Source organism: Chitinivibrionales bacterium (assembly GCA_014728215.1).
GTDB lineage: Bacteria > Fibrobacterota > Chitinivibrionia > Chitinivibrionales > WJKA01 > WJKA01.
In genome coordinates this window covers 32,173-47,321 of record WJLZ01000185.1, presented here as the reverse complement: position 1 = coordinate 47,321, position 15,149 = coordinate 32,173, and the positions used below count along the sequence as shown (strand labels likewise).

The window sequence follows — 15,149 nt, the reverse complement described above, 5'->3', positions numbered from 1 at the left end:
CAAAACCTCCTGATCCGTATCCGTATTAGGTGAATGATATCAATTTTTGCACTCAGTCAGCGGCCTGGTTACATCGCCCTCATAATAAACCTGATAAACAAAAGATGTCGTAGCCTGATCTTCTTCTAAAGGTTCCATGAGAAGAACGACAGGGCAGTCGGTTTTAGGACTGATAGGAAAATGAATGTTTTTTCCCCTTCCCACGATTTTCTGTTTGATCGGCCGTATGCCGGGCAGGGGACGATTGTAGACATAGGCCTCTGCAATGCTTTTGGCATCCTTACGGCATATCCATTGGGCAGTTACCGGGCCGCCCTTATCGATTGTGAACTCCGCAACCAGCACCTTTTTTGTTGCATAAGGTCCGGCCATAAGGAGCGAGCCGGCATGCAGTTCGGCTGCAGTGTTTATCTGAAAATTCATGCCTCTTTCCGGTGTTGCGGACGGCGGTATCTCTCCTGGAGGGAACGTGCCGAAACGGGTATAACGCCGGCCGGTGCATAAATCTATAATGAACGTGAATCCCTGATTCAGTCGCGACTGGAAATGTCGAGAGAATACTTGTCGTATCGATTGACGGCTCCGTTTTTCAGGGGAGGCGCCGATTATCGATGCCGCGGTTCCCATGATAGACGACCATAATTCTTCGCTGTGGATATCAATATCAGCCGTAACATTGAACCCGATATCCACCGGTGCTGTGGGCGCAAAATAGGCAGTGGCAATGTTCTCCTGCTGATCGTATACCATATTGACCGTCCCGGTTGTGACCATCGTCGCCTGAAATTTGACATTTTCGTTGAGGGCAAACTCTGCTCCTGCACGCGATCTGGTGCGGGAAACCCATCGCCATCCGATGCCCGATATTTCAATATCCATATGATACGAATCGACCTGACTGATCGAACAGGACCTGATCATGAACGTGCCCACGGTCGGGGAGGCATCTCCGCTGCTTGTTGCGCCGTACTTTTCGACAAGAGTGAAAAACGTATTTTTCAGATAATCGCACCCATTGTAGGCGACCAGATCGACCGCCATCTCCCGCATGTCATCGGTTATTTCACCCGCGCCATCAGGGGTAAAGCTACTCTGGGCGCTTGCGATTTTACCACTCAATATCGATTTGCTGCTGCAGGCCGAACGCCTGCCTATACCGTCATCGGTTCCGCAGCTTGGACCAATTACCAAGGCAACGACTGCAATCAATATTTGCGTTTTCATGCAGTGATGCTCCTGCAAGTTATGTGCCAATAAAGTTTACTTGAAATACTATGTCAAGGTAGCTGCCCTGAGAGTTCTGTAGATGAGGCAGAGAACTCTCTTGCCTGAATAATATAATGGAAATTAGCGCTTTGCCGGATTGACTAAATTCTTCTCTTTCCGATCCCATAGTATGGCATATAATTTGCAACTATCAACTGCAATTGATTCGAGCTTTTTGCTTATCCATCTGGTATTTGAAAATTCGAATAAATGAACATGGGAAGATAATCAGAGTTACCGGATTCAGAGAAGGAGCAGCTATGCAGTGTGTAAAAATTCTTCTTCTAATACTCTTTGGTTTCACGATGTTTTCCTCTGATTGAAAAATGGGCTGATTTCTGAACAAACGACATGGAACAACAGGAGCAGTATGAAAACTCTCCATTCAAACAACGGCAACGAACGAATGAGTCAGCTTCTACTGGCCCAGTTGGGGGGAATTGCCCTTGATGTTGCTCTGTGGGACCACCCACAGGTAATGCGACAGCTTGCCTTTGCCGCATTCGGTCTGGGCACTCAGGTCGGCATACTCCTTCCATACGGCCGTCTGCAAGAAACCGAAGCCGACCGTCTGGGGCTTATTTTCATGGCCATGGCAGGATATGACCCGCAGGAAGCCGTTGATTTGTAGGAGAGAATGATCGAGGCGAAAGACGGAGCACATCCTCCTGAATTTCTAAGTACCCACCCAGGGGATAAACGCCGTATACGGAATCTTAAAAAGATGATTCCTGAAGCTCTTGAATATTATGATCCATGATATTTTCCCCAAACAGGAATGAACAGTATGTTGATAGAACTTCACTGTCATACCAGAAAGCATTCGGGCTGCAGCAGAATCGATCCGGTTGCGTTGATCTATCGCCTGAAAGATAAGAATATCCAGGGCGTAGTAATCACCGAACATCATTATCTCTGGAAGCCGCAGGAGCTTCATGAGCTTCGAGAACAGACCGATCTGGAACCCTATTTTCTTTTGTTTTCTGCCCAGGAAGTGAGTACCGATTTCGGTCATGTGCTCATATTCGGCGCCCGTGAATCGATTCATCAAAGAACAACTGTTGCCGATCTGCGGGCCCGTTATCCGGAAGCTGCGCTTGTGTGGGCCCATCCCTGGCGCGGCGGCGCCCACCCGTCGGATGAACGGCTTTCAAGTCGCCTCCTTGACGGCATCGAAGTGTTCAGCAGCAACCATAACGTGCGGGAAAACTGTCGCGCTCTCACCGACTGGCACCGGATAAAATTCACGGCCACTTCAGGCAGCGATGCCCATGATGAATCGGTGGTGGGGATACTCCCAACCTTTTTCGATCATCCGGTCGAAAGCATAGAAGAAATTGCCGAAGAGATACGCCACAATCGGTGTAGACCCTATTTCAAAGAAACAATTCGTTCAGGCCGGGACACTTCGGTAACAAAGGTGACTATTGGACCCAAGGGTGAGGATGAAAGACGGTACCGCCTTGTTCTTCGAAAAACCGCGGATGAAAAACATTTCAATGGGTTTCTTCACCGGGTGCAGGTGATGCAGACTATTCATGAAAACGGCTTTGACCGCGGACCTTACCGTATACCGGCGATTCTGAAAATAGACAAGAGAGAATACCTGATAATCGAGGAAGGGATGCGCGGGAAATGCATGTATTCGATGCTGTCGGCTTCATCCCGCGAATCCGGCGCGCAGGTTTACCGCCTGGCGGCTCGCTGGGCCGCGTCACTTCATAAAAAACGGCTCCATGTGGCTGGAGCTGGTCTCAGTATGAATATCGAACATGCCCGTTTTGATTCCTACATCGATAATGCCCGGCGGACGTTCAGTCCTTTCCAGAAACAGATAGCGGACCTGATTGCATATGTCAAAGAAGCGGAAGATATGCTTTTTGTCGGGTCGCCGGACCGATTCGTTCAATGTCACGGCGATTATCAACCTCACAATATCCTTGTGGGACAGGATAAGAGTCGTGATTTCAGCACCCTCTATGTTGCGGCGATAGATTTTGGAAGCTCCTACGAATTCCCACCTTCCTTTGATATTGGGTTTTTCCTTGCCCATTTCAGTTATCAGTTCAGGAATCGGCCGGATATTCTGGAATGGTACACCGATGAAGAATTCAAAAATGAATACTATGATGAATACGGCGGAATTCCCTGCGAGTCGTTCAAGCTGGAAATCGATTTGTTTCGTATCCGTGCGAATCTGAGCATTATAGATTTACTGATTCATCTCGGCAAAGGGAAGAGCGACGAATTGCGAGTTCTGGTAGAAAACAGCATCTCTCTGCAAAAGAACGGCATGCTCCTGAATGTGTAAAGACCGGAAAACTCCAAAGGCTTTTTGTCACCGACTCTTTGTTGGGAAATTCTTATTTACAAGAATGGTGATTGCCGGATGTGAAAAAATCCCGGTTCGATATGCTGACGACACAAACCGGAAATCGGAATCACCCTGGGTGCAATGAAGACTATTTTTCGGTATTGGCATAAAATTTGCCATTTATGGTCGTGCTTGCGATGTATTGAGTACCAATCTTACGGAGTGAAAATGGAGCAGGCCGGTAATAATCTTACCAGGTGGGGAAAAAGATAATTTATCAGAGAGCAAGGTCTTTTCGAAGGTGAAAAAGGAGTTTGACGAAGAAGCCACCGATGACATTTTCCTACGTTTTATCAATGAAGAAGGACAGGTGCGGCAGCTTGTTTAGGAAGAGAAGAGGAGGGTAAGATTACGGGTAGGCAAATACGAAAAGTTGCTGTATTTACATGTGTCTCCGTAATCTTGCTCCTTAACTTTTGTCTCTTTTCCCCCAGTTTTCAACTCCCCTTACCCCTCATCATGGCACACCAATTGCACTCAGATGCGTCAAAAACGTATTATACCAGAGAGCCGTGTGCCTTTAATCCGGAAGAAAATAGTTTACATGAACAACAAATTGAATTCGTTGCCGCGGAGAGATGATTTTTTACGGATAGAGTGGGGAAAATTAATTCTGATGAGTATAATTGTACTCACTTCGATGATTCCGCTGTTGTATATCGATACCCGTGAACCTACTTCCCGGCTTCTTCTGTTTAAGGTGCTTGCCAAGACCGGATCCCTGGCAGGTATGGTCTTGTTTGCATGGCAGTTTCTGCTCGGATTTCGCGGCGTGGTATCCCTGGTTATCAAAGATCTGGTCTGGGTAGTCAATTTCCATAAGCGTCTGGGGCAGGGAGCATCGATTCTGATTTTGCTTCACCCGGTGTTTATAACGCTCTATTATCTCGATAAATTCGACCGCAATATCATCTTTGTCGACCTGACAGAGGCCTTTGACTGGTATGTGATTCTGGGCATTATCGCGCTTGTGATCGTCGCGCTTATTTACCTTACCAGTGTTCCCTTTCGAAAATATCTCACAGCGAGCAAATGGTTTACCTTTCATCTGTCGAGTTATTGTCTGTTAACATTAGGTTTTATCCACAGTTTTGCCATCGGCATGACTATCCGTGAGACATCACTCCGAATTTTCTGGATTATACTGACTGTAGTAATGGCCGGATTTCTTGGGTACCGTTTGCTGTTCCGTTTCGGGATATTTTCGTCTTTGTACATAACTAATCGTGTTGCAGCCGCAGCCAGACAGGTTATCGATATTTCGTTGCGTCCTGAGAAAAAACCGGTGGTACCCAGAATGGGACAATTCATTTATATCAGAAGGAAAGCGTTTCAAGGTGCTCATGCCTACACCGTATCGGATTTCAATCACCAAACCGGTGAACTGGCGATTACGGCTAAAGCACAGGGAATTACCAGTACGGAGCTGCAGGGAGTTCAGCCCGGAGAGCGGATTGCCATTGACGGTCCCTATGGTGTTTTCACCTGGCATGCGCTCCTGAGTGATCTGCCTTTGGTCATGATCGCTGGCGGGATCGGTATTACGCCTTTTCGTCGTTTAATCAGACTGCTCGAAAGAGACCGTCACCGGCCCGCCTGGCTATTTTACGGATGCGAGCGAGCCGGAGACGTCGTCTACCGGGATAAACTTGATTCCTGCAGACATGTGAAAGTTGTGTATGTGCTCAACAGCGAGCCCGAGTATCCCGGCGAGAAAGGGTTTATTACCACATCGATGATGCGTAAATATCTAAGCGGAGATTTTTCCGGATACGAATTTCTTCTCTGCGGCCCCCCGGGCATGATTACCAAACTCGAAACCAGTCTTGCTCAAGCGGGTGTACCGCCGGAGCAGATCCATCATGAGCTTTTCAGCTGGTGATTTCTCTCCGAGCCACCGGCGGTAAGATAGTTTTGCACCGGAGGTTTGCCCTCAGTCCATAGGGAATTGCAGTAGCAATAAACAGTGTTGCTGCTGTCAAGCAGCGTGTTTCAGGAGGACGGGAACCAGGATTTTTGAATGAGGAAAGACCAGGAGATTGAAGGCCCGGGCAAACCGATGAATTGAGATGAGCCCGAATTTTGCCGGAACAGGCGCACGGTGGAGCAACGCCAGTGCTGTCCCAAGGCTGGTTGTCCATGCACTCCTTCTTCCTGGATCCGACAAGGGGATTTCGATATTCCGAACAGCCCGCAACCCCAGCCCCAATTATTGTCAGACTCTTATTTTTTTGCGCTGCACTGAGCACCTTCTGATGTTGCAGGGGTATTGTCGCTGAAAACAATTCTAAAAACCAGAGAGGGTGAAGTACAGGTATAGACTTTATGTCCACCCAGACAACCTATGGCACCCATGAACATACATGCCCAGGCAACTGCTGCCGGATTGGGTCTGAAGCTGACCTGTTTCTTTGAAGCTGCATAAGTACGCAAGATAACGATTACAGGAAATATCAGCAAGAGTATTCCATTGATAATTATTTGTGCGGTGTTCTGAAAAATGCCCCATACCATTGTGACTCCCGTTAGGCCGGATGCTGTGGATTGGAATAGAATAATTGTAGTGATCAGAAACCAGGCTGCTGATGCAGGAATAATAAGTTGAGTAATCCTTTTCGGTATCCATACAAAAATGCTGAGTTTGGTTTGTTCGGTATAGATAATAAAGAACCAGATGAGTATCTCACAATAGATCACGTTGCAAAGTTCCGGTTGCAACAACAGTAAATCTCCGAAGACCCAGGATGTCGCAAAACTGACCAGTGCACCTGCAGGAATCCAAAGTAAATGGAAAAGTGTAATCATAGTAATCTTTCTTTAAAAAGCATTAAATTATCGAAGATGGAGGCAATTTAAAAATTCATCCAACTGGCGCTTCGATTCGTCATCTAATAAACTGCGCTGTTCCTTTGCGAGTGGTGCCGGGGGATGTTCCTGTATTTCTTTATCACGTGTCTCTGCTAATTCCTGTTTGCTTTTATGGTTACTTTGTTCTCCTGACCATTTCGATCTTTTTTGCAACCTCCTGATTAACACTTTTATTCTTTTAAGAGTCATTATTTTTCCTCCATTCCCCAATGCTCCACCACCGCATCCTTTTTCACCATTGAGGAGAAAAATTAGCCCCTTCCATGAGTTCCATTAAAAGTCCCAGGTTTATTTCCGTAGCCTGGTGTTCACCCTCTGTCCAGTGGCGAGTGCAGCCCGGGCAATTCAGAGGGAGGCACTGGGCTGGAATCCCGGCATCCTGTGCTTTCCATCCGCCTGCCTGAAGACTCAGGGCGCAGGCGACGCCGATAACGGCATAGCCTTCTTTACGATTGGTTTGCACATGTTCTTCGGCAAACACTGCCGACTGGTGCTCGACAACAACGGTTGGAATGTCGAATCGGGCAGCACAGCATTGTGCCTGATTGACCGCGCATTCTTTTGTGCAGCCCATACATACCAGACCAAGGCCGGTTTTCAGAGCATGGCATGTTTTCCCGTTATCGGGGCGCATACAGTCGGGAAGAACCAGAAGCTTCTTCTTTTCGGCAGTATACCGGTCGTGCCAGGCGCAATTGAGAATAATTGCAGCGAGCAGGTTGAGATGATACTCGACTTCATGACGGTTCCTGAGAGCGGCATCATCACGGTATTCATCACCTAATGCCGCGTGCATGCGGAATTCTTCAACATGTCCGGTAATATCACCTAAAAGCTCCTGCCCGCGTCGGCGAAACCAGCGGGCAAACCGGGTCATGGCATCGAGGTAGTGCCGGATTTCGGTGTCGGATCGAGCGGCAAAAAATTTTGCAAACCGCTCGATCCGCCGCGCCTCTTCATCGAATTCTCCCATCAACTGCAAAAGCGAGATAAAATGGTTGACTGCAGCAAGTGCACGACCCTCGGGAATCACCGTCCTTTCGGTTTCATGCATTTCCATGCGGTCTTCCGCCTTTTGATGAGGGTATTCTTCTGCATAGAGGTCCCACAAAACACCAAAGGTAAGCGCTTCCAGCATTGTCTCGATATTGACAATACCGCGCGCCCATTTCGGACTCCATGCGAAATAGTCTCGAAGGAATTCCGCGCAGTATTTGTTTCCCTCCATTACAAATTCATCGGCAAGCATGCCCAGGCTGACGGTCCATGCCGGATTTGCCCGAAGATCATAGGTTGCCGCCCGATTCAGTGTTTCTGTTGCAGTAGTCATTATCACCATACCTTTGGAAAAATCCGGCCGACCTGGTGCGCGTATGCGTCCCATTCTGTGCCGAACCGTGCTGCCAGCCATTCTTCTTCAACCTTAGCAAAGCGGGCTGTGGCGGCATACAAGGCGACTGACGCCGCCAGGACGGCCCAGCAGTTCAGCGCCAGGCTCAGGCCGGGAATTGTTAGAAATATGAACGAAGCATACATTGGATTGCGACTTAAACCATATGGACCGCTTGTGAGAAGACGGTGCTCCTTAAAGGCACGCATCATGGAAAAAGCGGAAAAGAAATTGACACTCAACCCGACTACCATCAGGCCGATGCCACTTCCCACAAGTACCGGCGCAGGAATAGTTCCAAACCGGAAAACATCCCTGAACAAAAAACCGATCAGCAAACTCAGCGCAATGCCCGGAAAAGCAAGCGCCGCTATTTTATGTCCAGCTCCGAATAGTGTCATGTTCCTTGTCATGGCTGACTCCTCTTCTGTTATCGTGTTGAGCCGTCTTCCAATGCACGAACCATGCCAAACTCAACAAATCGGCCCCAGGAGCCCGAAAAGGGCAATTCAAAGCAGAAAAACTATAAAGAAGAGCACAAAAGGGGTGTGAGAAAATTCACGCTTTGTTGATTTTTTTCACGGAAAGCAAGAAGAAACTTGAGGTTGAGCGCTGTGTGGAAGCGAAGCTCGGAAAGAATAAGAAAGATATTATTTGATTCGATTTTTCCACTAATCAGGATCGTGTCGAAGAGGCATAAGAAAACTCATTCTTCCCCATGCCCCCTATTCAAGCATGATTTATCCTCTTATTCAACGCAGAACGGGTTATCCCCAGCATACGTGCTGCAATAGACTGATTCTGGTCGCTTCGCCGGAGCGCTTCTTCGACAAGGAGGGAATCCATTTCTTTCAGGGTGGGAAGAGGATCGCCGAACAGTACTCGGGAGGAAGGTGGAGTTTCGGCACTTTTCTTTTCTGTTCCTGTGGCTGCACGGTCGATATGGGACTTGAAAGCATCGAGGGAGAGCACGCCCTTGGTGTGGCGGCTGAGGGCATCGAAAACCATACCTCTGAGTTCCCGCACATTTCCCGGAAAGTGGTAACTGTTAAGGAGCATGTATAATTGTGGCGGAACAGTGGGGATCGCGATCACAATTTCCTTAGCTGCCTCTTCGATAAAATAATCGGTAAGCAGGGCAATATCGCCGTCCCGCTCCCGCAGTGGCGGCAAGTGGACATGGTGGCATTGAAGGCGATAGAACAGATCTTTTCGAAAGCGACCTTCCTCCTGCTCCAGCGACAGATCGCGGTTGGTGGCGGTCACGATACGGACATCGGTTTTCTGCGGAATGTCGCTTCCTACCGGATAAAAAGTCTTATCATCGATAAGCCGCAGCAGTTTGACCTGTGATTCGATCCGGAGGTCACCGATTTCATCGAGGAAAATTGTCCCTCCCCGGGCACGCGTAATCATGCCGGCCCGTTTTGTTGTTGCACCCGTAAAGGCGCCTTTTTCATGGCCAAAGAGCGTGTCGGAAAACATCTGGTCGTCAAGGCCCGCGGCATTGACCGCAACGAATTCGCCGTTGCGGCCGGTAGCGGCATGAAAGGCCCGCGCGATCAGCTCTTTTCCGGAACCGGTTTCACCGGTCACCAGAAGAGGAAGCGTTGTTCTGCTCACGGCTTCGATATACCGGAATACAGCCGTCATACCGCAGTGGTGGGTGATAATTTCTTCGAAATGCTCCGGATGCTTAAGTGTACCGTTCAAAAGCGTATCCCGCAGCGCCTGGTTTTCCGCGATCATGGCCCGGCTTTCCAAAGCTTTTTTAACCGAGGTGACCAGACGGTTTTTGTCAACCGGTTTGACCAGGTAGTCGTAGGCGCCCGATTTCATGCAGGCAACCGCGGTCGCGACTTCGTTGATTGCAGTCAGCATGATAACCGGTGTTTGCGGACACTCTTCGCCAATGAGTTTCAGAAGCTCTTCACCGGTAACATGGGGCATCATCATATCGAGCACGACACAAGAGGCCTGCTGATTTTTGAGCTGGTCCATGACTGTGCGGCTGTCCGGGCAGGTGACCACATTAGTAAAGCCGGCAGTGCGCATGGTAAAGGATGCACTCTGCAGGAATTGCATTTCATCATCAACAAAAAGAATCGGAAGATCGGGGTGCTTTGATTGTTCTGTTGTCATATCACTTCTCCAGAAGGTTCGGTTAGGGCAGGCAGGACGATTCTGACCGTTGTACCTTTACCGGGTTCTGAGGTAATCGTAAGATCGCCGTTATGCTCTTTTATAATAGTATAGGAGATCGCAAGTCCGAGCCCGGTCCCGCCGCTATCCCGTTTGGTGGTAAAGAAAGGATCGAAAACATGCTTAAGAGCTTCAGGAGCGATCCCCTCGCCCTCATCGGTGATTTCCAGGATTGCAGAACTGTTGGCTCCCCATGTTGTTATGCGGACAGCCCGGTCGCGGCCGGGCAGGGCCTGACAGGCATTGGTAATACAATTGATCACCACCTGCTCGATTTTCTGCATATTACCCTTGGTTTTCGGCAGTGAATGATCGAGCGACAATTCGAAACAATCGGTTGACTTTCGTATCAGATTCGCCACAATGACCGTGGCGGCGTCGATAACCTTGTTGAGACATACCCGCTGGTCCATGGCGGAACTCTGGGGGCGGACAAAGTCTTTGAAATTCACGACGATATTCCGGATCCGCTTGGCGCCTTCACTGACACCATCGATAAGCCGCGGCACTTCATCACGCACATCGTTCCAGGGGATACCGGCGAGTGTAATCGGAAAACCGTCATCATTGAGCTTATCGAGTGCTCCGTCGGCGTCGTGCCAGATATCGCGCAGGTTATCGGCATTGAGAATGATAAAATTATTGGGATTGTTGATCTCGTGGGCTACGCCCGAGGAAAGGATTCCGAGGCTTGCCATTTTGTCGGCGTGCATGAGTTCCTGTTCCCGTTGTTTTGCAAGGGTCTCGGCGGCTTTACGGTCGGTTATTTCGATGCCCGCAACCAGCACCGCATCGGGTTTGCCGTCCTTGTAAAGCACCGCCTGACCGGCCGAGAAGAGAATAACGCGGATGTCACCATTTTTTGCTTTCACTTTCACTTCGGCCTGTTCGGTCTGTTCATTGCGGAACCGACGGGTAAGGCGCTGCAACTGTTCCTCGCGATCTTCTTCGGCCACAAAGCGTGCAGCGGTATTGCCGATAATTTCTTCACGGGCATACCCGAGCGCATCGGCAAGAGAACGGCTGATATCGATAATGATTCCATCCGAACGCATGATCAATGCCCCGGCAGGGCTTTCCTCGAATAAAAAGCGGTACCGTTTTTCGGCCTCGGCCAATGCTTCATCGGCCCGTTTCTCTGCCCGGCGGGCTTCGGTAATATCGGTACCAATTGCAACGATATACTCAATTGTACCGTCGGGCGCAGTTAGCGCTGTGTTATGCCACGAAATAAGACGGGGTTCTCCAGTGCGCGAAACCCAGCGATTTTCACCATGATTGGGAAAATCTCCAGCAACAAGCCGGCTGAAACGCTCCTGTACTTTTGCCCGCTCATTTTCGGGAATGACGGTCTCCCAGAGACTGAGTCCTTTGATATCTGCAAAGCGGTATCCCGAGATCTGTTCACAGGTTCCATTGAATTGCACCACTTTGCCCTTTTGGTCTAAAACGCAGACCAGCGCTCCTGCGGTCCGGAAAACAGCTTCGGAAAAATCCCTTTCCTTCCGGAGCTCTTCCTGGGCCGCTTTGAGCGGTGTTATATCGTTACCCACGCACAAAATTTCCGAAAAGTTGCCGTTGAGATCACATATCGGCTTATTAGTCCAGCTCACCCAGACCCTGGAGCCGTCTTTCCGGACATTTTCGTTTTCATTTGAGGCATAGCGCTCGGGATGTTTGCCGATATCGGCCATTCGCTGCACGAGTTCTTCACCGGTGGTTGACTGTTGCGGCACAATGGCGCCGATCACATTTCTGCCGATAATTTCCTTTGAGCTGAACCCGAAAAAGGTTTCGGCAAAGCGGTTGAAAAAGGTCACCCTGCCGCTACGGTCCATGCAGAGAATGATACTGTTGGCATTTTCGACCATCTCGATAAATTTGTGCTCCGATTCGCTGAGCTTGTGGAGCAACGAATTGAGTTCCGCGGTACGTTGCTCGACTTTTCGCTGAAGAGACCGGTTCCATCCTATCACCAAAAGGATAATGATACATGCAGCGCCCAGGACGCTCAGAAGACTGATCCAGAATATCGGCTGGCGCAGTACCGAAACCGAGTCAAGACGGATCCACCGGCGGTAGATCTCATCTTTCTTTTTGCTGTCGATAGCTGCAAGCGTCTTTTTCAGGATCGAATTGAGTTCGGGCCAGTCTTTCCGAGAGGCAAAGGAGAGACGGGAGGTATAGGGCGTCTTGCCGCTGATCATCAAGTTGGTGATCCCTTCACGTTCGATACCCCAGCTGGCGGTCGCGATATTCTCCACCATGGCATCGGCAATACCAAAGGAGACTTTACGAAGGCCGGTCTGGATATCGGGGACCGGGTCGATCATGATTTCGGGGTGCTCCTTACCGACCATTTCATGCCAGACATATCCCGAGACAATGGCCACTTTCATGCCGTGAAGGTCATCGATTGTAAGCTGGTCTTGTGCATCCTTGCGGGTGATTATAACGCCCGGAAAAACCAGATGAGGTTCGGTGAATGAAAGATAGTTGCTCCGGTTGGGGCTTTGGGCTGCCGCGGAAAGCAGGTCAACCTCCCGTGCCTGTGCCCCGGCAAGCAAATCATCCCAGGATTCATAGTGCACGATTTCAAACCGCACCCCGAGCATCTTTTCCGCGATCGCCACATATTCTGATGCTATACCGGTGAAGGTGCCCGAGTGATCGAACCATTCGATAGGCGGAAAATAGGGGTCGGGCGCAACTCTGATAACCGGATGCTCCGAAAGCCACTGCCTCTCGGCCTCGGAAAAATGGGGTAATGACCGGCGAGCGGAAGCTGCTTGGGATAATATAAGCAGGAAAAGACAGTAAATTAATAACCATCGAGACAATTTCATACCGGTAAGAAAATACGTTGTTGACTGGGCTCAGTACGACATTTAATCAGGTTAATGGCAGGGATATTTCGAAAATGGTGCCTCTGTTGCTGCTATCCTTCAGCATTAGCGTTCCGCCATGAGCTTCTGTAATACGATGTGCTGCATAGAGACCTAGGCCGGTGCCATGTTTTTTGCCGTGGGTTACGCCGAACTCAAATAAACATTTTCTGATCGAAGGCTGAATGCCGGGGCCGTTATCGGCGATCCAGATAAGGGCACGGTTTTTCTCAGAATGAAGGGAGAGGCGAATAACGCCGCCATGTCGACCACGCAGAGCATCATCGGCATTTTTAATAATATTTAAAAGTACACGTTCAAAGTAGAGTGGATCAACAGGCACTTCCTTTGCCAGGCTCCGGTCGATCTCCAGTTTGGCATGAAGACGGAGGTCTTCCGATACCTTTGTTGTAAGCTGGTCCATTCTGTTCGGCATTTTATTTATAATCATTTGTCCGTCACTTGACGCCAGTGTCTTTATTTCCGCAACAAGGCCCGAAATTCGTTCTGCACTCGATTTTATTTTTTGGCAAATATCACGCTTTTCTGTATCGTTCAATTCTTCCCTCAAAATATCGACGAACATCTGGATGCCGAAAACAGGATTATTAATGTCGTGGATTATCGTTGATGCTTCACGGCCGATAAGGGCAAACTTTAGTGATTGTCCGGCAATCCGTCGATAGGTAGTATTGGATTTCCGCCAGAGATAAAAAACTATGGAAGTCAGTATACCATAGGTGATCGCATTAGGCAGATGGGCAAGTGAATAGGCCTGGTTGATCGCATCCGGAATCTCATACCAATGGAGATGCCAATATCCTTCGTGCCAGTGAAAAAACTCACGAATAATCATTGTTAGAGAATGGACAAGGAGGATACCCATTGCCATTCCTGCGATAATTGCGAGTATATATTCTTTTGCTTTCATAGTTGCCAAAATTCTTTGCTACGTTTAAAGCATGCAAAAATTCGGATTCACACGATTTTTATCTAGTAATGTACTACGTTAGATTGGATAGATCATTGTCCTTCCAAATACTTGAGGCATGTTGTTTGCTCATTATGCCGCAAACTATTCAGATACAAAATGCCTTTATAAACGATATGTTTAAGTTTTTATCGATTATGAAAATTGCAGTTATTAAAAATGATAAAATGTGCGCTTTGAATCGGAGGGAGGGAAGAAATGAAGTTTTACACCGGCTTATTGAAACTATCACCACTGCTTGCGATTCTTGCGGGATTTGTTGTTTCTGCCCAGATGCACGGCCATGGAAGACGGGGGCATGGTCATGGATCGAACGGTGATATGGATGGTCATTGTCCCATGTGCGGGCGGGCATGGGACGGCACCGACTACTATAGGCCGGTGATTCCCGATACGCTTCCCGCACCCAAAAGCGAACTCTGGATTAACCGGCTCGATAAGGTATTGGCCAGGGAACGGTTATCAAAACAGCAGTATCAGAAAGATGCGGAGGCCTATGCGATGCACATGCCCTATAATATGGTAATACCCCAGGAAGAAAATCATATCGAATGGATTTCTGATCTTTACCGGGCCTTCGGCAAGCAGGTGCCCGATTCGATTCCTACCTTGGTAAACACGACCTCGGGAAGGGATGCACTCCGGACGGGAATGGAGCTTGAGCAGGAGCTGATACCCGAATATGAATGGCTGATTGAAAATGCGGAAAATGAAAAAGTGCAGCAGATACTTGGCGACATTCTCTACCAGACCCGCATGCATTATACAATGTTCCAGCACGCGCTTTCCATGGGGGCGATGATTAGATGATCGTGATGGGATCTTTTTTTCTGATTGTCTTTGATTATATCAGGGGAATGCCGGTCTCCATCCCTGCCATATACAAAAAGGCAAATCCTACGATTACCAGGGACAACCACAGAAAGAAGGTAAGGGTCATTAAAAAATGGCACCGTAAGGGTGTAGGTGTTTCGGCGGTAGTGCGTTGAAAACAGAAATCCCACTTTCCGGATGATTTTCTATGCTACTCGGTAGCCGATGCGGGAAAAGTAACTCCCGGCTTCATAATGAAGAACTGTAAGAAAGACATCGATTAGCCCTGTACCTGCAATCGTAATTCCAGAAACAATAAACAATAAATCCACGTTACTTTTGGACAGGTATAGGGCTCGG

General features: G+C 48.7%; 12 protein-coding genes and 1 pseudogene. 4 read left to right on the top strand and 9 right to left on the bottom strand.

Annotated elements, in window-relative coordinates:
- Nucleotides 1–39: 39 nt before the first annotated feature.
- The gene (locus tag GF401_16315; protein ID MBD3346620.1) at nucleotides 40–1,224 is read right to left on the bottom strand and encodes a hypothetical protein; all 1,185 of its coding nucleotides are present in this window, start codon (nucleotides 1,222–1,224) and stop codon (nucleotides 40–42) included.
- Nucleotides 1,225–1,636: 412 nt separating this feature from the next.
- Between GF401_16315 and GF401_16310 the strand changes: the two are divergent.
- The 3 genes and pseudogenes from GF401_16310 (at nucleotide 1,637) to GF401_16300 (ending at nucleotide 5,522) form a co-directional block, all read left to right on the top strand.
- Nucleotides 1,637–2,026, top strand: a pseudogene (locus GF401_16310) (M48 family metalloprotease).
- A gap of 18 nt (nucleotides 2,027–2,044) precedes the next feature.
- Nucleotides 2,045–3,577, top strand: a complete 1,533-nt coding sequence (locus tag GF401_16305) for a phosphotransferase (protein ID MBD3346619.1) — start codon at nucleotides 2,045–2,047, stop codon at nucleotides 3,575–3,577.
- Nucleotides 3,578–4,121: 544 nt separating this feature from the next.
- Nucleotides 4,122–5,522 (top strand): hypothetical protein, encoded by a 1,401-nt coding sequence (locus tag GF401_16300; protein ID MBD3346618.1) that lies wholly within the window; start codon nucleotides 4,122–4,124, stop codon nucleotides 5,520–5,522.
- Here GF401_16300 and GF401_16295 read toward each other — a convergent pair.
- The 8 genes from GF401_16295 to GF401_16260 form a co-directional block, all read right to left on the bottom strand.
- Nucleotides 5,512–5,781, bottom strand: coding sequence for a hypothetical protein (locus GF401_16295; protein MBD3346617.1), 270 nt, complete (start codon nucleotides 5,779–5,781; stop codon nucleotides 5,512–5,514). The two genes, GF401_16300 and GF401_16295, sit on opposite strands and share 11 nt — an antisense overlap.
- 82 nt (nucleotides 5,782–5,863) lie before the next feature.
- Entirely contained in the window at nucleotides 5,864–6,445 is a 582-nt protein-coding gene (locus GF401_16290) for a hypothetical protein (GenBank protein MBD3346616.1), read from the bottom strand.
- 27 nt (nucleotides 6,446–6,472) lie between these two features.
- Nucleotides 6,473–6,697, bottom strand: a complete 225-nt coding sequence (locus GF401_16285; GenBank protein ID MBD3346615.1) for a hypothetical protein — start codon at nucleotides 6,695–6,697, stop codon at nucleotides 6,473–6,475.
- A gap of 43 nt (nucleotides 6,698–6,740) precedes the next feature.
- Nucleotides 6,741–7,919 carry a DUF116 domain-containing protein gene (locus GF401_16280; GenBank protein MBD3346614.1) on the bottom strand — a complete coding sequence of 393 codons (1,179 nt, stop codon included), beginning with the start codon at nucleotides 7,917–7,919 and terminating at the stop codon, nucleotides 6,741–6,743.
- Nucleotides 7,841–8,311 carry a hypothetical protein gene (locus GF401_16275; protein MBD3346613.1) on the bottom strand — a complete coding sequence of 157 codons (471 nt, stop codon included), beginning with the start codon at nucleotides 8,309–8,311 and terminating at the stop codon, nucleotides 7,841–7,843. The genes GF401_16280 and GF401_16275 overlap by 79 nt, the downstream gene beginning before the upstream one ends.
- Before the next feature lie 316 nt (nucleotides 8,312–8,627).
- Nucleotides 8,628–10,040: a response regulator gene (locus GF401_16270; protein ID MBD3346612.1), complete on the bottom strand. Its 1,413-nt coding sequence runs from the start codon at nucleotides 10,038–10,040 to the stop codon at nucleotides 8,628–8,630.
- On the bottom strand, nucleotides 10,037–12,946 hold the full coding sequence (locus tag GF401_16265; GenBank protein MBD3346611.1) for a PAS domain S-box protein: 2,910 nt from the start codon (nucleotides 12,944–12,946) through the stop codon (nucleotides 10,037–10,039). The genes GF401_16270 and GF401_16265 overlap by 4 nt, the downstream gene beginning before the upstream one ends.
- A 46-nt stretch (nucleotides 12,947–12,992) precedes the next feature.
- The gene (locus GF401_16260) at nucleotides 12,993–13,916 is read right to left on the bottom strand and encodes a hypothetical protein (GenBank protein MBD3346610.1); all 924 of its coding nucleotides are present in this window, start codon (nucleotides 13,914–13,916) and stop codon (nucleotides 12,993–12,995) included.
- A gap of 258 nt (nucleotides 13,917–14,174) precedes the next feature.
- Here GF401_16260 and GF401_16255 point away from each other — a divergent pair, with 258 nt between their 5' ends.
- A complete protein-coding gene (locus GF401_16255) occupies nucleotides 14,175–14,786 on the top strand; it encodes a hypothetical protein (GenBank protein MBD3346609.1) in 612 nt (203 codons plus the stop codon).
- The last annotated feature ends 363 nt before the right edge of the window (nucleotides 14,787–15,149 follow it).

Bases quoted from the DNA above. Each gene is read 5' to 3' on its own strand.
- GF401_16315 (MBD3346620.1), bottom strand. From the start codon at position 1,224: ATGAAAACGCAAATATTGATTGCAGTCGTTGCCTTGGTAATTGGTCCA.
- GF401_16305 (MBD3346619.1), top strand. From the start codon at position 2,045: ATGAACAGTATGTTGATAGAACTTCACTGTCATACCAGAAAGCATTCG.
- GF401_16300 (MBD3346618.1), top strand. From the start codon at position 4,122: ATGCGTCAAAAACGTATTATACCAGAGAGCCGTGTGCCTTTAATCCGG.
- GF401_16295 (MBD3346617.1), bottom strand. From the start codon at position 5,781: ATGGACAACCAGCCTTGGGACAGCACTGGCGTTGCTCCACCGTGCGCC.
- GF401_16290 (MBD3346616.1), bottom strand. From the start codon at position 6,445: ATGATTACACTTTTCCATTTACTTTGGATTCCTGCAGGTGCACTGGTC.
- GF401_16285 (MBD3346615.1), bottom strand. From the start codon at position 6,697: ATGACTCTTAAAAGAATAAAAGTGTTAATCAGGAGGTTGCAAAAAAGA.
- GF401_16280 (MBD3346614.1), bottom strand. From the start codon at position 7,919: ATGGCTGGCAGCACGGTTCGGCACAGAATGGGACGCATACGCGCACCA.
- GF401_16275 (MBD3346613.1), bottom strand. From the start codon at position 8,311: ATGACAAGGAACATGACACTATTCGGAGCTGGACATAAAATAGCGGCG.
- GF401_16270 (MBD3346612.1), bottom strand. From the start codon at position 10,040: ATGACAACAGAACAATCAAAGCACCCCGATCTTCCGATTCTTTTTGTT.
- GF401_16265 (MBD3346611.1), bottom strand. From the start codon at position 12,946: ATGAAATTGTCTCGATGGTTATTAATTTACTGTCTTTTCCTGCTTATA.
- GF401_16260 (MBD3346610.1), bottom strand. From the start codon at position 13,916: ATGAAAGCAAAAGAATATATACTCGCAATTATCGCAGGAATGGCAATG.
- GF401_16255 (MBD3346609.1), top strand. From the start codon at position 14,175: ATGAAGTTTTACACCGGCTTATTGAAACTATCACCACTGCTTGCGATT.